Origin of the sequence: Streptosporangium sp. OZ121 (assembly GCF_051918885.1) — a bacterium.
In the GTDB taxonomy this organism is placed as follows: Bacteria; Actinomycetota; Actinomycetes; order Streptosporangiales; family Streptosporangiaceae; genus Streptosporangium.
Genome location: NZ_JBPXMC010000018.1, coordinates 139765 through 159278, shown reverse-complemented (window position 1 = coordinate 159278; position 19514 = coordinate 139765). Strand labels below are relative to the sequence as shown.

General features: G+C 71.8%; 17 protein-coding genes and 1 pseudogene. 3 read left to right on the top strand and 15 right to left on the bottom strand.

Annotated features, from left to right (window positions below; all coding sequences use genetic code 11):
• Positions 1-140: 140 nt before the first annotated feature.
• Together groL and groES are read right to left on the bottom strand one after the other, a co-directional pair.
• Positions 141-1763 carry a chaperonin GroEL gene (groL, locus tag ACTOQ1_RS28200; RefSeq protein ID WP_440071001.1) on the bottom strand — a complete coding sequence of 541 codons (1623 nt, stop codon included), beginning with the start codon at positions 1761-1763 and terminating at the stop codon, positions 141-143.
• A 90-nt stretch (positions 1764-1853) separates the two neighbouring features.
• Entirely contained in the window at positions 1854-2165 is a 312-nt protein-coding gene (groES, locus tag ACTOQ1_RS28195; RefSeq protein WP_362678524.1) for a co-chaperone GroES, read from the bottom strand.
• A gap of 243 nt (positions 2166-2408) precedes the next feature.
• On the opposite strand from groES, the gene ACTOQ1_RS28190 reads away from it, so the two are divergent.
• Entirely contained in the window at positions 2409-3575 is a 1167-nt protein-coding gene (locus ACTOQ1_RS28190; RefSeq protein ID WP_440071000.1) for a class I SAM-dependent methyltransferase, read from the top strand.
• 239 nt (positions 3576-3814) lie between these two features.
• On the top strand, positions 3815-5104 hold the full coding sequence (locus tag ACTOQ1_RS28185) for a hypothetical protein (RefSeq protein WP_440070999.1): 1290 nt from the start codon (positions 3815-3817) through the stop codon (positions 5102-5104).
• A gap of 188 nt (positions 5105-5292) precedes the next feature.
• Here the strand turns inward: ACTOQ1_RS28185 and ACTOQ1_RS28180 are convergent, their stop codons facing one another.
• Positions 5293-5943, bottom strand: coding sequence for a MarR family winged helix-turn-helix transcriptional regulator (locus ACTOQ1_RS28180; protein WP_440070998.1), 651 nt, complete (start codon positions 5941-5943; stop codon positions 5293-5295).
• A gap of 107 nt (positions 5944-6050) precedes the next feature.
• On the opposite strand from ACTOQ1_RS28180, the gene ACTOQ1_RS28175 reads away from it, so the two are divergent.
• Complete coding sequence (locus ACTOQ1_RS28175) at positions 6051-7109, top strand: alkene reductase (protein ID WP_440070997.1); 1059 nt, start codon at positions 6051-6053, stop codon at positions 7107-7109.
• Between the two features lie 144 nt (positions 7110-7253).
• Here ACTOQ1_RS28175 and tsaD read toward each other — a convergent pair whose 3' ends face one another.
• From tsaD to glmS, 12 genes and pseudogenes are all read right to left on the bottom strand, one after another.
• Positions 7254-8285 (bottom strand): tRNA (adenosine(37)-N6)-threonylcarbamoyltransferase complex transferase subunit TsaD, encoded by a 1032-nt coding sequence (gene tsaD / locus ACTOQ1_RS28170; RefSeq protein ID WP_440070996.1) that lies wholly within the window; start codon positions 8283-8285, stop codon positions 7254-7256.
• A pseudogene (gene rimI, locus ACTOQ1_RS28165) lies at positions 8278-8742 on the bottom strand (ribosomal protein S18-alanine N-acetyltransferase); the annotation flags it as partial. The gene tsaD and the pseudogene rimI, both read right to left, overlap by 8 nt.
• The gene (gene tsaB / locus ACTOQ1_RS28160) at positions 8727-9410 is read right to left on the bottom strand and encodes a tRNA (adenosine(37)-N6)-threonylcarbamoyltransferase complex dimerization subunit type 1 TsaB (RefSeq protein WP_440070995.1); all 684 of its coding nucleotides are present in this window, start codon (positions 9408-9410) and stop codon (positions 8727-8729) included. The pseudogene rimI and the gene tsaB, both read right to left, overlap by 16 nt.
• A 77-nt stretch (positions 9411-9487) precedes the next feature.
• Positions 9488-10048: a class F sortase gene (locus ACTOQ1_RS28155; protein WP_440070994.1), complete on the bottom strand. Its 561-nt coding sequence runs from the start codon at positions 10046-10048 to the stop codon at positions 9488-9490.
• 6 nt (positions 10049-10054) lie between these two features.
• Positions 10055-10720, bottom strand: a complete 666-nt coding sequence (locus tag ACTOQ1_RS28150; RefSeq protein ID WP_440070993.1) for a hypothetical protein — start codon at positions 10718-10720, stop codon at positions 10055-10057.
• A gap of 239 nt (positions 10721-10959) precedes the next feature.
• Entirely contained in the window at positions 10960-11412 is a 453-nt protein-coding gene (tsaE, locus tag ACTOQ1_RS28145; RefSeq protein WP_344742967.1) for a tRNA (adenosine(37)-N6)-threonylcarbamoyltransferase complex ATPase subunit type 1 TsaE, read from the bottom strand.
• A 172-nt stretch (positions 11413-11584) separates the two neighbouring features.
• A complete protein-coding gene (locus ACTOQ1_RS28140; protein ID WP_440070992.1) occupies positions 11585-12676 on the bottom strand; it encodes an alpha/beta fold hydrolase in 1092 nt (363 codons plus the stop codon).
• 20 nt (positions 12677-12696) lie between these two features.
• Positions 12697-13824, bottom strand: a complete 1128-nt coding sequence (gene alr / locus ACTOQ1_RS28135) for an alanine racemase (RefSeq protein ID WP_440070991.1) — start codon at positions 13822-13824, stop codon at positions 12697-12699.
• Positions 13821-15392 carry an NAD(P)H-hydrate dehydratase gene (locus ACTOQ1_RS28130; protein WP_440070990.1) on the bottom strand — a complete coding sequence of 524 codons (1572 nt, stop codon included), beginning with the start codon at positions 15390-15392 and terminating at the stop codon, positions 13821-13823. The genes alr and ACTOQ1_RS28130 overlap by 4 nt, the downstream gene beginning before the upstream one ends.
• Positions 15393-15402: 10 nt before the next feature.
• On the bottom strand, positions 15403-15753 hold the full coding sequence (locus tag ACTOQ1_RS28125; RefSeq protein ID WP_440070989.1) for a holo-ACP synthase: 351 nt from the start codon (positions 15751-15753) through the stop codon (positions 15403-15405).
• 46 nt (positions 15754-15799) lie between these two features.
• Positions 15800-17215, bottom strand: a complete 1416-nt coding sequence (locus ACTOQ1_RS28120; protein WP_440070988.1) for a PhoX family protein — start codon at positions 17213-17215, stop codon at positions 15800-15802.
• A gap of 177 nt (positions 17216-17392) precedes the next feature.
• Positions 17393-19246, bottom strand: coding sequence for a glutamine--fructose-6-phosphate transaminase (isomerizing) (glmS, locus tag ACTOQ1_RS28115; protein ID WP_440070987.1), 1854 nt, complete (start codon positions 19244-19246; stop codon positions 17393-17395).
• Between the last annotated feature and the right edge of the window lie 268 nt (positions 19247-19514).

Here is a 19514-nt window from a genome sequence, read left to right as displayed (position 1 = left end):
TTGGTCTTCTGTCCGGCGCGACGCTTGAGATCGTTTTTCGGTTTACCGCGAAACGCGAACGGCTCGCGCCTCCGGGGAGACGCGAGCCGTTCGGAACCGATGATCGGCCGGTGGCCGATCGGGGGCCGGTCGGTGACCGATCAGTGGCCGTGACCGTGGCCGTGACCCTGGCCGGCGGCGGCCGGGGCCTCCTCCTCGGGCTTGTCCACCACGAGAGCCTCGGTCGTCAGCAGCATGCCGGCGATGGAGGCGGCGTTCTGGACGGCCGAGCGGGTGACCTTGACCGGGTCGATGACGCCCTGGGCGATCAGGTCGCCGTACTCGCCGGTGGCGGCGTTGAAGCCCTGGCCGACGGGCAGCTCGGTGACCTTCGCCGTCACGACGTAGCCCTCGAGGCCGGCGTTCTCCGCGATCCAGCGGGCCGGCTCGACGAGCGCCTTGCGGACGATGGAGACGCCGGTCGCCTCGTCGCCGGTCAGGCCCAGGTCGTCGAGGACCTTGGAGACGTGGATGAGCGCGGAGCCACCGCCGGAGACGATGCCCTCCTCGATCGCCGCGCGCGTCGCCGAGATGGCGTCCTCAAGGCGGTGCTTCTTCTCCTTGAGCTCCACCTCGGTGGCCGCGCCGACCTTGAGCACGCAGACGCCGCCGGAGAGCTTGGCGAGGCGCTCCTGGAGCTTCTCGCGGTCCCAGTCGGAGTCGGACTGCTCGATGGCGAGCTTGATCTCCTTGACGCGGTCGGCGATCGCCGAGGCCTCACCGGCACCGTCGACGACGGTGGTGGAGTCCTTGGTGATGACGACGCGCCGGGCGGTGCCCAGCACCTCCAGGCCGACGTGCTCCAGCTTGAGGCCGATCTCCTCGCTGACGACCTGGCCACCGGTGAGGATGGCGATGTCCTGCAGCATGGCCTTGCGGCGGTCGCCGAAGCCCGGCGCCTTGACGGCGACGGAGGTGAAGGTGCCACGGATCTTGTTCGTGACGAGGACCGCGAGGGCCTCGCCCTCGACGTCCTCGGCGATGACCAGCAGGGCCTTCTTCGTCTGCGCGATCTTCTCGAGCAGCGGCAGGAAGTCCGAGACCGAGGCGATCTTGCCCTGGGTGATCAGGATGTAGGGGTCCTCCAGGATCGCCTCCATGCGCTCCTGGTCGGTCACCATGTAGGGCGACAGGTAACCCTTGTCGAACTGGAGGCCCTCGGTGAACTCGAGCTCCAGGCCCATGCTGTTGGACTCTTCGACGGTGATGACACCGTCCTTGCCCACCTTGTCGAACGCCTCGGCGATCAGCTCGCCGATCCTGGCGTCCTGCGCGGAGATCGTCGCCACATTCGCGATCTCCTTCTTGTCCTCGACCGGGCGGGCCGACTCGATCAGCCGGTCGCTGACGGCCTTGGCCGCGATGTCGATGCCGCGCTTGAGGGAGAGCGGCTGCGCTCCGGCGGCCACGTTGCGCAGGCCCTCGCGGACCATGGCCTGGGCCAGGACGGTCGCGGTGGTGGTGCCGTCACCGGCGACGTCGTTGGTCTTGGTCGCCACTTCCTTGGCCAGCTGGGCGCCGAGGTTCTCGTACGGCGTCTCCAGCTCGACCTCGCGGGCGATGGTCACACCGTCGTTGGTGATGGTCGGCGCACCGAACTTCTTGTCGATGACGACATTGCGGCCACGCGGGCCCAGCGTCACCTTGACCGCGTCCGCGAGAGCGTTCACGCCGCGCTCGAGAGCTCGGCGCGCGTCCTCCTCGAACGACAGGATCTTCGGCATGACAATCCTCTCTATAAGTACGTCGGCGCATCAAAGCCCCGGGCGCTCTCGCGACCCGGGGCTCGATACGTCATCTTTGTGAAGCGAGAACTACTTCTCGATGATGGCGAGCACGTCACGAGCGGAGAGCACGAGGTACTCCTCGCCGTTGTACTTCACCTCGGTGCCGCCGTACTTGCTGTAGAGGACCACGTCGCCCTCCTTGACGTCGAGCGGAATCCGCTTCTCGCCGTCCTCATCCCAGTTGCCGGGGCCCACCGCGAGGACCTTGCCCTCTTGCGGCTTCTCCTTGGCGGTGTCCGGGATGACCAGACCGGAAGCGGTGGTCTGCTCGGCCTCAAGCGGCTGGACCACAATGCGGTCGCCGAGCGGCTTAACGGGAACCTTGGTGGCGGTCGTCACGTCGGACCTCCCCTTCAGATTTGAATGATCTAGAAGAGGCGACCAGCGGTCTGCCGTCGCGGGTGTCAGACCTGCCTCGTCGCATGTATTTGGCACTCTCACCGGGAGAGTGCCAATACGGAACAGTATGCAAGGTGGCCTTGACAGTCAACACGAAGCACCCCTTCTCCGCTTCACGCGAACGTCAAGGCAGGTGGAAGCCCCTCGCGAAGCCCTACGGCCGAGGCGGTAGCGTCGGCTGGTGTGAATCTCGACGCATTCCGGGAACTCCTGACCCCGCGCGGCCAGGAGGCCCTGGGCGCGGCGGCCGGGATCGCCGGCGACGACCCGGTGGCGGCGGTGACCAGGTTGAGGAAGACCTACGACGCGGACCTGACCTCGGCGGCGCTCACGCAGGCCACGCTCCGGCTGCGCGCGAGGGAGAAGTTCGGGGCCGACGCCGATCTCATGTACTTCACCCGGACGGGCCTGGAGCAGGCCACCCGCCGGGAGGTCGCCGACCATCGGGCGCGGCGCGTCCCCGCGGGCTCGCGGGTCGCCGACGTCTGCTGCGGCATCGGCGGCGACCTCCTCGCCCTGGCCAGGGCCGGGTGCTCGGTCGAGGCCGTCGACACCGACCCGCTCACCGCGGCGATCGCCCAGGCCAACGCGGACGCCCTGGGCTTCGGCGACCGGGTCTCGGTCCGCGCCGCCGACGCCTCCGCCCTGGACCCGGCCGCCTTCGACGTCCTGTTCGCCGACCCGGCGCGCCGTACCGCGCGGGGCAGGACCTTCGACCCGATGGGCTACTCGCCGCCCTGGCCCGCCGTGCTGGAGATGGTGGCCAGGGCCCGGGCCGCCTGCCTGAAGGTCGCCCCCGGGATCCCGTACGAGTTCGTCCCCGAGGGCGCGGAGGCCGAGTGGGTCTCGTACAAGGGCGACGTCAAGGAGGCCGTGATCTGGTGCGGCGCGCTGGCGGGCGAGACGGCGCGCAGGGCGACGATCCTGCCGTCGGGCGCCACGATGACGCCCGATCCGGCCCTCGGCGCCCCCGGCACCGGCCCCGCCGGTCGCTACATCTACGAGCCGGACGGCGCGGCCATCCGGGCCCATCTGGTGGCGGAGATCGCCGCGGCGGTCGGCGGGCACCTGCTCGACCCGCAGATCGCCTACATCACCGGCGACGTCGCGACGCCGACGCCGTGGGCGTCCCGGTACGAGGTCCACGAGACGCTGCCGTTCTCGCTCAAGCGGCTGCGGGCGGCGCTCCGCGAGCGCGGCGCGGGCAATGTGACGATCAAGAAGCGCGGCTCCGCGGTGGACGTCGACCGCCTCAGGAAAGAGCTCCGCCTTTCCGGTGAGGAATCCGCGGTCGTCATTCTCACCCGAATCGGCGACCGGCCTTTCGCCTTCGTGTGCGGCCCCGGCTGACCGGCCGGATCGAACCCGTTCGACCAGCCGGAGTCAGTCCTGGTTGACCAGCCAAAATAGTCAATTCTTCCAGCCAACCGGCAATTCCTCTCTTTTAATCTCGCTGCCGGAAAACCTTGATCCAGAGGCTAAGGTTGCCAGGCGGGAGTTCTCTCTCGCCTGCGGTTTCCTATCGTTCATCAGCAAATCCCATCAAATCCAACCGCGCGGCTGAGCGTCGGCGAGTGAAGGAGCTCTCGGTGGATCACTCCGACCACACCCTGCTCCAGGCAGGCAGCCAGACCGCCATCTCCGACCGGATGCGCGAGCTCCTCGCCCGCGCGGCGCAGGACCACGTCTACGAGCAGCGGACCCAGGGCGCGGTGCTCGACGAGATCCGGCAGCGCCTGGAGGGCATGGAGTGGCTGCTGCGCGAGGTCAGGGAGCGCGAGATCGGCGGGCTGAACGGCACGCTGGAGTCCGTCCACGGGCGCCTGGACGACATCGCCGCCAAACCACCCTCCTGGGCCGAGGGCCTGGCCCAGCACGTCGAGGCGGTGCGTGACCACGTCGACGCCGTCGGCGAGCGGGTCGACTCCCTCGGCCGCCGGGTCGAGACCGTCCGCGACCGGGTCACCCCCCTCGGCGAGCTGCCGAGCCTGTGGACCGACCTCGGCACCGTCGGCGAGAGCGTGGACGAGGCGCTCACCCGCCTGCGGGCGATCTCCGAGGGCACCCTGGGCCTCGACGAGCAGGTGCGGCAGCTGGCCGAGCACCTCGGCAGGCTCCAGGCCGACATGGGCATCGCGGCGCACCGGTTCAGCCGCCTGGACAGGGCCCTGGCCGACCTCTCCCAGCGCACCGGGCGCATCGAGGCGGGGATGCTCGACCTGTCGGCGAGCGTCCAGCAGGCCGTCGGCACCGCCGCCGACCGGATGCTGGCCGCCGTCGAGCAGGTCAACGGCAAGGTCGACCTGGTGAGCGGCAGGGTCGAGCAGGTGGGCGCCAGGGTCGACCTGGTCGTGCCCAGGATCGACGAGCGCGCCGCCGCCGTCGAGAACCGCGTCGACAGCCGCATCGACCGGCTGGAGAGCCATCGCATGGCGGCCGGTGGCCGCTTCGACACCCTCGACGAGCGCCTCGACGACATCGAGGGCCGCCTCACCGGCCGGATGGACGTCATCGACTCCCGGCTGTCCACACTGGACGGGCACGCGGAGAAGTCCGCCGAGCGCCTGGAGAGCCTGGACGAGCGCCTGGAGGTCCTGCCCGCCGTCCTCGGCGTCGGCGCGCTCATCGGCGTCCAGACCGACGAGCAGCGCGAGCGCTTCGACTCCCTCGACGAGCGCGTCATCCGGGCCGAGGCCGCGCTGGCCCCGCTGGCCGAGACGCTTCGAGCCCTGCCCGACCGTGACCAGCTCTCCGAGGCGCTGAGCGAGACCGTGGAGCCCGCGCACACCGACCTCACCCGCCGCCTGGGCGCCCTGGAGGAGACCATGCTGGCCCTGGCCGAGGCGCTGCTCAGGCCCACCAGGGCCGACAAGGACTGACTCCCGGGGCCCTCGCTCCGGGTGTCCCCGGCCTCACCGGCCCGCGCGGGCCCCGTACGGCCGTCGTCAGGCGCACGATCCCGCCACGGACCCGCCACGGACCCGCCACGGGCCACGTCTCACCGGCCCGCGCGCCGTCTCCGATCGGCGCCCGGCTCCCAGCGGTCCCCGGACCCGTACTGCCGTCGTCAGCCGGCGCGCGCGGCGCCGCCCCTGTGGCTCCCGTCGCCTTCGACGGTTCTCGCCTCGTAGCACAGGTTGCCCCTGACCACGGAGAGCAGGGCCAGCAGTTCCTCGATCTGCCGGGCCGTCAGCCCACGGGTCATCCGGCGATGGACCTCAGCGAGGACCCGGTCCACCTCGGGACGGAGCGCGTGCCCCCTGGGCGTGACGTCGACGATGCTGATCCGCCGGTTGGCCACGTCGGGCCTGCGGCTGACGAACCCGCTGCGCTCCAGGCGCTGCAGGGTCTTGGTCATGGTGGACACGTCGATGCCGATGATCCTCGCCAGGCTGTTCTGCGACTGGGGGCCGTTGTCCCACAGGGCGATCATCACGCGCTCCTGGCCCGGGTAGAGGTCGATCTCCCCGAGAAGGTTGGCGAGCAGCACGCGGTGGCCGCGCGTCGCGTTGGCCATCAGGCAGTTGAGGTCGCTGTCGTACTCATCGCAGTTCCTGGTGGCCTCACCGTACGTCCCGGCGGCGTCCCCGCCGTCTCCCGTCACGCCCCCGACCGCGCCCTCGGCCCTGTGCTCGATCACGTCCCCGGCCGTGGCGTCCTCGTAGGCCGCCAAGCCCTCGGTCACGTCGCGCTTCTCGTCGATCAGCGGCTCCGCCATGTTCAGGTCCTTCCGTCCTTCTCAGACTACCGGCTTGCATGTTGGCCGACCAAGTTGTAAAACTGCATATTGGCTAGCCAAATTGGCCAGCCAACCAAGGAGTCGTCATGCCTTTCACACCGTTCTCGCTCGCCGGTCTCCAGCTGCCCAACCGCCTGGTGATGGCACCCATGACCCGGTCGCGGTCCTACGTCGACGGGATCCCCTCGTCGCTGAACGCCCTTTACTACGCCCAGCGAGCCTCCGCGGGCTTGATCATCAGCGAGGCGATCCAGCCCAGCTCCGCGGGGCAGGGCTACATGAACACCCCCGGCCTGCACACCGACGAGCAGGTGGCCGGGTGGCGCGAGGTCACCGACTCCGTCCACGCGGTGGGTGGCAGGATCTTCGCCCAGCTCATGCACTCCGGCCGGATCGGCCACCCCGACAACAGCGGCCACCTGCCCATCGGGCCGTCCGCCGTGAGGCTTGAGAGCCAGATCTTCACCCCCTCCGGCATGCAGGACAACCCCACCCCGCTCGAGCTGACGACCGCCCAGGTCGAGTCGACCATCCAGGACTTCGCCGACGCCGCCGAGCGCGCCATGGACGCGGGCTTCGACGGGGTCGAGCTGCACGGTGCCAACGGCTACCTCGTCCACCAGTTCCTGTCGCAGAACGCCAACCTGCGCGAGGACCACTTCGGCGGGTCGGTGGCCAACAGGATCCGCTTCGGCGTGGAGGTCTCGCGGGCGATGGCCGACCGGATCGGCGCCTCCAAGGTCGGCGTCCGGTTCTCGCCCGGCAGCGGCGCGGGGGGCCTGATCGAGGACGACGTGCACGAGGTCTACCCGGCGCTGGTCTCCGAGCTCGCCGGCCTCGACCTGGCCTACCTGCACCTGCTGCCCAGCACCTCCGACGACCTCAACCAGCGGCTCGTCAAGTCCTGGCCGAACGCCCTGATCGTCAACGACCACTCGATCAGCGACCCGGCGACCCGGATCGAGCGGTGGCTGGGGCGCGGCGCCGACCTGATCGCGCTGGGCGCGTCGTTCATGGCCAACCCCGACCTGCCGATCCGCCTGCGCCTCGGCGCCGAGCTCAACCAGCCCGACCACGCCGCGGCCTTCGGCGGCGACCACCGCGGCTACACCGACTATCCGGTGCTGGCCCTGCACCCCGCCTGAAACACCCCGCGCACGCCGCCCAGGACACCCCACGCTCCGCCCGGGACACCCTGCCGGGAAGAGCCCGCGCAGCCGCCGCCCGACGGGGGCGCGACGGCCGAGGGGGCACGCGTGACCGGCGCACCCCCACGAGGAGCGAGCCCGTCAGACGTGGACGGTGGTGACGGGCATCGAGGAGTCGGCGGGGATGTCCAGCCGCGACGGCGCGATGCCGGCCGTCACCAGGTCGGAGCCCAGGGCCGCCACCATGGCGCCGTTGTCCGTGCACAGCCCGGGGCTGGGAACCCGCAGCCGGACCCCGGCCGCGTCACAACGCTCCTGGGCCATCGCGCGCAGCCGGGAGTTGGCCGCCACCCCGCCGCCGATCAGCAGGTCCTGGACGTCGTACTTGGCACACGCGCGCAGCGCCTTGCGGGTCAGCACGTCGACGACGGCCTCCTGGAACGAGGCCGCCACGTCGGGCACGTGGACCCGCTCGCCCGTCTTCTCCCTGGCCTCCACCCACCGGGCCACGGCCGTCTTCAGGCCGGAGAAGGAGAAGTCGAGCGTCCCGTCGTCGTACTTGCCGCGCGGGAACGCGATGGCCGCGCCGGAGCCGTCACGGGCCGCCCTGTCGATGTGCGGCCCGCCGGGGAACGGCAGGCCGAGCACCCTGGCCACCTTGTCGAACGCCTCGCCCGCGGCGTCGTCCACCGTGGACCCCAGCGAGACGACGTCCCTGGCGACGTCGGGCACCAGCAGCAGGGACGAGTGCCCGCCGGAGACCAGCAGGGCGATGCAGGGCTTGGGCAGCGCCCCGTGCTCCAGCTGGTCCACCGCGACGTGCGCGGCGAGGTGGTTGACGCCGTACAACGGCACGCCCAGGCCCAGCGAGTACGCCTTGGCGGCGGCGACGCCGACCAGCAGCGCGCCGGACAGGCCGGGCCCGGCGGTGACCGCGATCGCGTCGACGTCGGCGAGGCGCAGCCCCGCCCGCCCCAGTGCCAGCTCGACGGTCGGGGTCATCGCCTCCAGGTGCGCCCTGGAGGCGACCTCGGGCACCACCCCGCCGAAGCGGGCGTGCTGCTCGACGCTGGAGGCGATGGCGTTGGCCAGCATGGTGTGCCCCCTGACGATGCCGATCCCCGTCTCGTCGCAGGAGGTCTCGATCCCCAGGACCACCGGTTCGTCACGCATGGAGATCCTTCCTCATCATGATCGCGTCAGTGCCGTCCTCGTAGTAGCGGCGGCGCAGGCCGATCCGCTCGAACCCGAACCTGTCGTAGACGGCCTGCGCGCCCGGGTTGTCGGCGCGCACCTCGAGGAAGACCGACACCGCGCCCCGGCGGGCGGCCTCGGCCAGCAGCTCGGCCAGCATGGCGCCGCCGACGCCGGTCCGGCGCCACTCGGCCAGCACGGCGATGGTCTGCACGTCGGCCTGGTCCCCCGCCGCGGCGAGGCCCGCGTAGCCGACGATCACGCCGTCGACCAGGGCCACCACGTAGTGCCTCGTCCTCGGCTGGTCGTCGAGCTCGCCGCGGAGCATGCCCTCGCTCCAGGCGTCGGCGGGAAAGGTCTTCCGCTCCACCTCCATGACCGCGGGCAGGTCGTCGACGGTCATCCGGCGCAGCACGGCGGTCATGCCGTGACCCTCTTGGGCGCCGAGGGCTCCTTGGCGTCGGGGCGGCGCAGGTAGATCGGGCGGGGCGGGCCGAGCACGGGGTGGGTGCCGCTCTCCACGGCCTCACGGACGCCCGGCTCGCCGAGCAGCCCGGCGGCGAGCGCCGCCATCGCGCCCGCGTGGGGGTACTCCGGCACGTCGAGAAGCCGGGAGGCGCCGACGACCTCGGCGTACATCCGCGCGCCCGCGCCGGCCAGCGGGAGCTCGGCGGGCAGATCCTGGGGCCGGTCCACCGCGGGGCCCGACAGCCGGGTGCGCGCGTCCCGGTAGTGGCCCCAGAACACCTCCTTGCGCCGGGCGTCGGTGGCCACCAGGAACGGCTCGGCCGACCCGCTGCCGTACGCGAGCGCGTCGAGGGTGCACACGCCGTACGCCGGGACGCCCAGCGTCGTCGCGAGCGCCTGGGCGGTCACCAGACCGACCCGGAGCCCGGTGTAGGGGCCGGGGCCCGAGCCCGCGACGACGGCGGTGACGTCGCCGAGCGAGGCTCCGGCCTCCCGGAGGACCGTCTCGATCGTGGGGACGAGCAGCTCACCGTGTCGGCGCGCGTCGACCGTCGTCGACTCGGCGAGGACCCTCTCACCGTCGTGCAGAGCTGCGGTGACGGCGGGGGTGGCGGTGTCAAAGGCCAGGACCAGCACGAACAGTTAGCCTATCCCGTCCCGCGAGGGCTCAGGGGCACTCCCCCCGAGTGAGCCGCGCGGACAGGCGGAACACCTCAGGTCTTGACCAGGGTGGCGTAGACGATGAGGTTGTCCTCGTACTCGTTGCTGTCCCAGTCGAAGTCCCCGCCGCAGGTGATCAGCCGCAGGCCGTCCTCGAGATAGACCTTGTCGGCGGGGAACCGGTGCTTGCTGATCTGCTCGATCGTGTCCACCCGGTACTGGGCCACCTTGCCGTCGCTGCGCACGACCTTGATGACCTGCCCCTCCCGCATGTCCTTGAGCTTGTAGAAGACCGCGGGCGCGGTCTTGGTGTCCACGTGCCCGAGGATCACCGCGGAACCCTCGTCGCCGGGGACCGCGCTGTCCTTGACCCACCCCGCGACGTTCGGCTTCTCGTACGGCGGCAGATCGACCCGGCCGTCCGTCACGCCGAGCTTCATCAGGGGCGCCTTGATCCCCAGGGACGGGATGTCGATGCGGCTGGGCACGATCGAGGTGCGGGCGGGCGCCTTCTCCTCCTTGACGTCGCCGCCCCTGTTGCCGAACGCGACCATGACGGCACCGGTGATCACTCCGGCCAGGACGATCCTGGACCAGCGGGTGGAATCGGCCATCGGGGACTACGAACGGCGGCGACGCACGACCGCGATGCCGATGCCGCCCGCCAGGGCGAGGGCGAGCAGGACACCGGTCGTGCCGATCGGGGCACTCGAGTCGTCGGGGCCTCCGGCCGCGGTGCCGCCACCGCCCGTACCCGGCGCCTCGGTGCTGATGATCGTCCGGGTCGGCCTGGAGGTGGGGTCGGTGGGGGTGGGGCTCGGCTCGGTGTCGGGCACGATCCTGAGGTTGGCGCTGCCGGTGTCGTTGGTCCCCTCGCACCTGGCGTTGACCTCGTGGACCCCGGCGGCGACGCCCGCGGCGACGGTGGCCTGGCCGCGGACCCACGGGCGCGGCGTCGGGGTCGCGGTCGAGGCGGGGTCGGGCGTGGGCGTCGCGAGGATCGGGTCGAGGGTCACCGGGGTGCGGAAGATCCGGGAGGACGCGGTACCGCGATGCTCGGGACCGCCCTGCGGGATCGGGCAGTTCGCCAGGACCCACACCTTCTGCCCGGCCTTGGCGCGGGCCGGCTGGAGCTGGACCTCGATGTCCTGCCGGCTGATGCCGGAATCAGGCGGGGTTGGGGTGGGAGTGCCCGTGGGGTTGCCCGAGTCGGCGTCAGCCGAGCACCCGAGCAGTCCGAAAAGGACGATGGCTCCCAGAACCGCGACACGCTTGACGCTTGGCACCGTCGAACTCCACTTCGCCCTCCGGCCGACGACCCTCGCCCGGCACGATTTCCCACCTGTTCCCCATTAAACATGGGCAAACCCGCCAGAGTCGATCATCAGGCCTGACGATCTAGACCAATGGTGCGTAGTGCCAGCGTGCCAGGATTTCCCCGGCTTCGTAGGCACATCAGACGACACCGTTCAGATGACATCGCGCCAGTCGGATGACACCGTGCCGGCGCGGCCCGGCTCCCCGGTCAGACGACACCGTGCCAGCGCGGCCCGACCCCCCGGAGGGTCACGGTCCGCTCCTCGCCCGGCTCGCCGGACGCGCCCCTGCCGATGAGGATCTCCAGCCGGTCGTCGGCGAGCCCCTCCACCAGGCCCTCGCCCCACTCCACGACCGTCACCGACTCCTCCAGCGAGGCGTCCAGGTCCAGGTCGTCGACCTCCAGATCGCCCCCGAGGCGGTAGGCGTCGACGTGGACCAGCGGCGGGCCCCCCGAGAGCGAGGGGTGCACCCGGGCGATGACGAAGGTCGGCGAGGTGATCGGGCCGCGCACCTTGAGCCCCTCGGCGATCCCCTGCACCAGGGTCGTCTTGCCCGCGCCGAGCGGGCCCGACAGCACCGCCAGGTCTCCGGGGCGCAGCAGCGCCGCCAGCTCCTCGCCCAGCTCCCGCATCTCCTCGGCGGTCGCCACGATTCTCACCGCTTCGTCACTCCTGTCGATGCCTCTCGGTGTCCCACCGCGCTTCCCGGTGTCCCACCACGCTTCCCGGGGTCCGTCGACCCCCCCCCGTGGCGCCGTTCGGCGCCCTCCCGAACCCCCGGTCCTTGCGTCGGACCTCGGGCTCACCGTACGCCGTGCGCGTGCCCCCGGCTCACCGGTCCATGTCACCGGCGTCGGCGGCGTCGGCCTCGTCGCCCGCGTCCACCCGCTTGAGCAGCTCGTGCAGGGCGTCGTTGACCACGTTAGGCCGCTCCAGCTGGACCAGGTGCGAACTTTCCGCGACCTCGGTGAACCGGGCGCTCGGCAGTGCCGCCGCCATCGCCCTGCTGTGCTCGACGGGCGTCAGCCAGTCCTTGTCGCCGACCATGATGGAGGTCGGGACCCCGTCCAGCACGCGCAGCGCGCTCAGCTTGTCGTGCGACATCAGCGCCGGGTAGAACTCGGCGATCACCTCGAAGGGGGTGGATCGGATCATCGACTCGGCGAAGTCGACGACCGTGGGGCTGACGTTCCTGGAGTCGCCGAAACCCAGGTGGCGCAGGGCGAGGAAGGCCACGTCGTTGCCGACCTGGCGGCTCTTGTCGACCAGCGAACCGCCGCGCCTCAGGATCGACACCGTGCCCGGCGTGACCTTGTGCACCGCCTTCGACAGCAGCGCGGGCAGGCCCAGGGAGATCTCGCCGAGCTTGCCGGTGGAGGTGGAGATCAGCGCGACACCCCTGATCTTGTCGCCGAACAGCTCCGGATGCCGGTCGGCCAGCGCCATGACCGTCATGCCGCCCATGGAGTGGCCGACGAGCACGCACGGGCCGGGCACCAGCGCCTCGATGACCTCGGCCAGGTCGTCGCCGAGCCGGTCGATCGAGCAGTCCTTCATCGGGATGCGCGGCGAGCGGCCGTGGGAGCGCTGGTCCCACAGGACCAGGCGGTGCGTGCCGCCCAGGTCGCGCCGCTGGTAGTGCCAGGAATCGAGGTTGAGCGTGTAGCCGTGGCAGAACACCACGGTCAGCGGGGCCTCCTCCTGCCCGTCGACCTCGGCGTACAGGGGGACACCGTCGGAGGTGGTGACCGTGGTGGGGCGGCCGCGCAGCTCTCCGAGCGGCTCACTCGCCTCCAGGTCCGGGCGGAGCCTGATGCGTCCGACGGCGTACCGCTTGGCGAGGGCCCCGGCGGCCACTCCTGCCGACGTGACACCGACGATCGCGCCCGCGATACCGACCCTGCGCCGTCTGGTACTACTCATGCGACCCCCTGAGCTGCCTTTCACCGGTAAACGCGCGGGACCCGCGAACCGATCCTGGTCACGATCTCATGCGTGATCGTGCCGAGGGAATCCGCCCACTCCTGAGCGGTGGGCTCACCTCGCGAACCGTCACCGAACAGGATCACCTCGTCACCCTCCGCCAACGGGTCGTCCCCTACGTCGATCATGAACTGGTCCATGCAGACCCTGCCCGCGATCCGCCGCCTGCGGCCACCGGCCAGCACCTCCGCCAGGTTGGTGGCGTGCCGCAGAACCCCGTCCGCATACCCGAGCGGGACGAGGCCAAGCGTCGTTTCCCGATCCGTGATGTACAGATGCCCGTAGGAGACGCCCGAGCCGGCGGGGACCCGCTTGACCAGCGCGATCCGTGCGGCGAGCGTCATCGCCGGGCGCAGCCCGAAGTCCCCGAGCCGGGGCACCGGGCTCAGCCCGAAGGTCGCGATGCCCGGGCGGACCAGGTCGTAGCGCGCCTGCGGCAGCGTCAGGATGGCCGCCGAGTTGGCGATGTGCCTGACGACGTGGGAGCCCCCCGCGCCCGCCTTCTCCGCGATGAGCAGCGCCTCCTCGAAGGCGGCCAGCTGGGCCGCGATGGACGGGTCTCCCGGGATGTCGGCGCAGGCGAAGTGGGACCAGAGCCCGACGATCTCGATCGTGCCCTCGGCCCGGTGCCGCATCGCCCGCTCGACCAGGGCGGACCAGTCCGCCGCCGTCGCGCCGCCGCGCGACATGCCGGTGTCGGCCTTCAGGTGCACCCTGGCCGTCCTGCCGGCCCTGGCGGCGGCGCCGGCGATCGCGTCGGCCGTCGCGGCGGAGCCCGCCGACAGCTCGACGTCGTGCCCGACGGCCTGCTCCAGCGGCTCGCCCGGCGGGATGATCCACGCCAGGATCGGCGCGGTGATCCCGGCGGCCCGCAGCTCCAGGGCCTCGCGGACGTAGGCGGTGCCCAGCCGTCCCGCCCCGGCCTCCAGGCAGGCGTGCGCGACGGGGACCAGCCCGTGCCCGTAGGCGTCGGCCTTGACCGCGACCATCATCTCGGCACCGGGGGCGTGGCTCGCGAGCAGCGCCAGGTTCTCACGGATCGCCGAGAGGTCCACCCGTGCCTCGGCGGGAGTCATCGGGAAACTCATAACCCCAGTTTGGCAGGTGAGCCGCCATGCCGGGGGCCGTTGGCCGGTCCGTCGAGCAGGGAGCGCACCGCCCGCGGCAGGGCCTCGGCGACGTCCCAGGCGGTGAGAGGGCCTTCTCTGCCGGCGATCCCGTGCAGGTAGGCGGCGCAGGAGGCCGCGTCGTACCCGCTCAGCCCGGCGGCCAGCAGCGCGCCCGCCAGGCCGGCCAGCACGTCGCCGGTGCCGCCGGTCGCGAGCCAGGGGCTGCCGGTGGGGTTGATCCTGACCGGCCGCCCGTCCTCGGCGACCAGCGTGGTCGAGCCCTTGAGCAGCACCGTCACGCCCAGCTCCGCCGCCGCCCTGCGCACGTTCTCCAGGCGCCGCGCCTCGATCCGCTCCCTCGGCACCTCGATCAGGCGGGAGAGCTCGCCCGCGTGCGGGGTGATCAGCACCGGCGCGCCCCGGCGGAGCAGGGACCTGTCCTGGGCCGCGAGGGTCAGCGCGTCGGCGTCGACGAGGACGGGAACCTCGCTGGACAGCACCGAGCGGGCGATGGCGCGCGCCTCGTCGCCGGTGCCGAGGCCGGGACCGAGGACCCACGCCTGCACGCGGCCCACCTCCTCGACCCCCTCGCCCGGCGCGAGCGTGGTGATCACGGCCTCGGGCCAGCGGGCCCGCACCTGGGCCACCGGCTCCGCGACCCCCGCGTAGCGGACCATGCCCACCCCGGCCCGCAGCGCCCCGCCCACGGCCAGCACCGCGGCGCCGGTGTAGCGCTCGCTGCCGGCCGCGATCCCGACGACGCCCCTGCGGTACTTGTCGGACGACGCGCCGGGCCTGGGCAGCAGCGCGGCCACGTCGGCGTCCGTCGGCACGGCCGCGTCGGGGTCGGGCAGATGGAGGCCGAGGCCGATGTCGACGAGTTCCGTCCGGCCCGCGTGCCCGGAGCCGGGATCGACGAGCAGCCCGACCTTCCACGCCCCGAACGTGACGGTGGCGTCCGCGCGGACCGCGGGGCCCTCCACCCGGCCGCTGCTCGCGTCCACGCCGCTCGGCACGTCCACCGCGAGGACCTCGCCGGGCGCGTCGTTCGCGAGCCCGGCCAGGGTCGCGTACGGCTCCCTGAGCGCCCCGGCCCCGCCGATCCCGAGCATCCCGTCCACGATCAGGTCCGCCGCGCCGAGCAGGTCGCGGACGCGCGCTCCCGCCGGGTCCTCCGAGGTTTTCCGAGCCGAGCCTCCCGAGGCCGGGTCCTCCGCGGGGCCGTGATCGGAGTTCAGGCCCGTCACTCGGCCGCCCGCGCGGCGCAGGGCCTCCAGGCCCGCCGCGTGGACGCGCGTCCCGGCGAGGAGCGCGTCGACCCTGGCCCCCCTGGCCGCCAGGCGGGCCCCGGCGAACAGGGCGTCGCCGCCGTTGTCGCCGCCGCCGACGAGCAGCACGACGCGGGAGCCGTACACGCCGCCGAGCGTCCTGGCGCAGACCACCGCGAGCCCGGTGGCGGCCCGCTCCATCAGGGCGCCCTCGGGCAGCGTCGCCATCAGCGCCGCCTCGGCCGCCCTGATCTGGTCGGAGGTGTACGCGATTCGCATTCCACCGAATCTATCCCTCGGCGATCACGTAGGCGATGGCGACGCCCCCGTCATGGCTCAGGGAGATGTGCCACCGGGCCACGCCCAGCGCCCCGGCGACCTCCGCCGCCCGCCCGGTCACCCGCAGTTCGGGCCGCCCGTGCTCCCCGGCGATCACCTCGGCGTCCAGGTGCCGCAGCCCGGGAGGCGCTCCCAGGGCCTTGGCGACGGCCTCCTTGGCCGCGAACCTGGCGGCCAGGGAGGCCGCGCCCAGCGTGCTCTCCCCCTCGGTGAACAGGCGATCCCGCAGCGCGGGCGTCCGCGCCAGCGTCACCTCGAACCTGGCCGTGTCCACGACGTCGACGCCGATACCAACGATCATCCTCCCAGGCTAGTGGCGTCACGTCACCGGCCCGCGGTCCCGCGGGTCAGAAGCCGCCGCGCTGCCAGGGGCCCCAGATGGCGAAGCTCATCCCCTTGGACGACTGGACGTTGACGTAGAGGGTGTGGCCGCCGGGGCCGAACGTCGAGCCGGCGAACTCCGCGCCGGAGTCGCCGTCGACGGGGACCAGCCGGGAGAAGTCGAAGATCTCGCCCCGGCGGGTGAGCCCGCGCAGGTAGTTGTCGCCCGAGCCGTCCTCGCAGAGGACCAGGGTGCCCCGGGGGCTGGCGGTGACGTTGTCGGGCAGGTCGAGGGTGACCGCGCCCGGCGACTCGTAGACGAGCCTGAGCCGCCCGCTCCACGTCTCGTACGCCCACACCTGGCCGCGTCCCTTGCCGAAGCCGCTGGGCGGGGTGTCGCCGGACGCGGTCGCGCCGCCCTGGGTGGAGACGAAGTAGATCGTGCCGTGGTGGTTGATCGCCCCCTCCAGCCGGGAGAAGATCGCCGCGCCCTTGGCCCTGCCCTGGTTGCCGACGGCCTGGACGGCGACGTCGTTGGCGGGGATTCCGATGAAGGCGGGGTCGGGGTCGTCGATGTCCACCCAGGTGGTCGCGTACGAGGCTCCCCTGGGCTGGCCGAGCGAGAGGTCCTTGCCCGGGGCGCCCCGCACGGCCAGCATCTGGAGCCTGCCGCCGTCGAGGATGCGGCGGGCCTCCAGCGGGTTCTTCGGGGGCAGGTAGCGGTAGAAGCCGGAGGCGAAGCCGAAGTTGTCCTCGGTGAGGTAGATCGCGCCGGTGAACCCGTCGAACGCGGCCGACTCGTGGGCGAACCGCCCGGCGTTCCTGATCGGCCCTCCGGCCTTGCCGTCGAGCGGGACCTCGAAGATGTAGCCGTGCTTCTGCGTGAGCTTGCCGTTGTCCTGGCCGGTGAAGTCGTTGCCCACGTCCGGCCCGTTCACGGTCTCCTCGCAGGTCACCCAGGCGCCCCAGGGCATCGGGCCGCCGGAGCAGTTCATCTGGGTGCCGGTCAGACTGGGGGCGGACTTGAGCACCTTGCCGTAGCGGGTGACCCGGAGGGTCGAGGTGCCGCCGCCCGCCGCCGGGTCGTAGGCCTTGGCCGGGTCGCCGAACGCGCCGACCGGGCCGTTGACCTCGTGGTTGCGGACGAGGATCGCGCTGCCGGCCGGTCCCCGGAACGCGGCCATGCCGTCGTGCCGGGAGGGGACGACGGACCCGTCGCTGAACTTGTCGCCGGCGGCGTTGAAGGACCTGTAGTGGAAGCCGCCGGGCAGGTGGAGCCGTACCACGCCGTCGCGCTCGTCCTTGACCGGCTTCAGCGGCCCGTACCCGGCGCCCGGGAGGATCTCCCCGTTCGCTCCCGCCCGCGCGACGCCGGCGAACGGCCCGGCCACCCCCAGCGCGGCCAGCGCACCGCCTCGGGCGAGGAAACGACGACGATCCATCTTGCGGCTCCCTTGGGTCCGGTGGATTCACGCCACGTTAATCCGTCCCAGTAAACCGCTATATGGCATATATCGACAATTAATCTGACAAGAAGGCGGGCAGCTCCTATACCCACTTCCGGCCGTGGATAATCCATAGGCTTTGTCCACAGGCTGTGGAGAACCCCCGGCCCCGGCTTACTCCACCGTGACCGACTTGGCGAGGTTGCGGGGCTGGTCGACGTCGTGCCCCTTGGCCGTGGCCAGCTCGCAGGCGAAGACCTGGAGCGGCACCGTGGCGACCAGCGGCTGGAGCAGGGTCGGCACGGCCGGGATGTGGATCAGCGTGTCGGCGTACCGCGCGACCGCGACGTCCCCCTCCTCGGCGATGACGAGGGTCCTCGCGCCCCTGGCCCGGATCTCCTGGATGTTGGACACGATCTTGTCGTGGATCACCCGCTGGCCGGACGGCGAGGGGACGACGACGACCACCGGGAGCCCCTTGTCGATCAGCGCGATCGGGCCGTGTTTCAGCTCCCCCGCCGCGAAGCCCTCGGCGTGCATGTACGCCAGCTCCTTGAGCTTCAGCGCCCCTTCGAGCGCGACGGGAAAGCCCACGTGCCGCCCCAGGAAGAGCACGCACCGCTCGCCGGCCAGCGACCTGGCCAGCGCGCGGACCGGCTCGACGGTCGCGAGGACCTCGCTCACCTTGGACGGCGTCTGCGCCAGCCGCTCGACGATCTGGGTGATCTCGTCGCCGAACTTCACCCCCCTGACCTGGGCGAGATACAGCGCCACCAGATAGCACGCCACCAGCTGGGTGAGGAACGCCTTGGTGGAGGCCACCGCGACCTCGGGGCCCGCGTGCGTGTAGAGGACGGCGTCGGACTCGCGGGAGATCGTGGAACCGTTCACGTTGCAGACCGCCAGCACCCGGGACCGCTGCCCGCGCGCGTGCCGTACCGCCATGAGGGTGTCCATGGTCTCGCCCGACTGGCTGATCACGATCACCAGCGTGTCACGGTCGAGGATCGGGTCGCGGTAGCGGAACTCGCTCGCCACCTCGACCTCGCAGGGCAGCTGGGCCCAGTGCTCGATGGCGTACTTGGCGATGAGGCCGGCGTGGTACGAGGTCCCGCAGGCGACCAGAATGATCTTGTTGATGTCGCGCAGCTCCTGGTCGGACAGCCGCATCTCGTCCAGTACCAGCCGCCCGTCCTCGCCGATCCTGCCGAGCAGCGTGTCGGCGACGGCCCGGGGCTGCTCGGCGATCTCCTTGAGCATGAAGTGGTCGTAGCCGTCCTTCTCCGCGGCGGAGGCGTCCCAGTCGACGTGGTAGTCACGCGTCACCGCCGGCAGTCCCTGGAAGTCGATGACCGTGATCTTCGAGGGACGCAGCTCGACCACCTGGTCCTGGCCCAGCTCCACCGCCTCGCGCGTGTACGCGATGAACGCCGCCACGTCCGAGCCGAGGAAGTTCTCCCCGTCGCCCCTGCCGATCACCAGCGGCGAGTTGCGCCGCGCCCCCACCACCACGTCGGGCTCGTCGGCCGAGACCGCGAGCAGGGTGAACGCCCCCTCCAGCCGCAGGCAGACCCGGCGCATCGCCTCCATGAGCCCCCCGGCGGCGAACTCCTCCAGCAGGTGCGCCACCACCTCCGTGTCGGTCTCGGAGATGATCCGGTGCCCCGTGCCCTCCAGCTCGGTCCTGAGCGCGGCGAAGTTCTCGATGATCCCGTTGTGGATGACCGCGATCCGCCCGTCGCAGTCGGTGTGCGGGTGGGCGTTGCGGTCGGTCGGGGCTCCGTGGGTGGCCCACCGGGTGTGCCCGATCCCCGTCGTCGCGCCGGCCGGCGGCACGGGCCGCGAGACCAGGGCCGAGCGGAGGTTTGCCAGCTTCCCCGCCCGCTTCTCCACGGCGAGGCCGTCCGCCCCGACCAGGGCGATCCCCGCCGAGTCGTACCCCCGGTACTCCAGCCGGCCCAGACCCTCGACCGCGACCTCGACCGCCGACCGCTGTCCCGTATATCCCACTATTCCGCACATTGTCATACCCCCTCCCTGAGAGATCGGCCGCCGCGTCTATCGAGAACCCCCCGGACAGCCCAAGAATCCCGACCGGTACCCGGCGGGAACCCACTCCCGGCGGATCAACACCCGGCAGGAACCCACTCCCGGCGGATCAACACCCGGCGGGAACCCACTCCCGGCGGATCAACACCCGGCGGGAACCCACTCCCGGCGGATCAACACCCGGCGGGAACCCACTCCCGGCGGATCAACACCCGGCGGGAACCCACTCCCGGCGGATCAACACCCG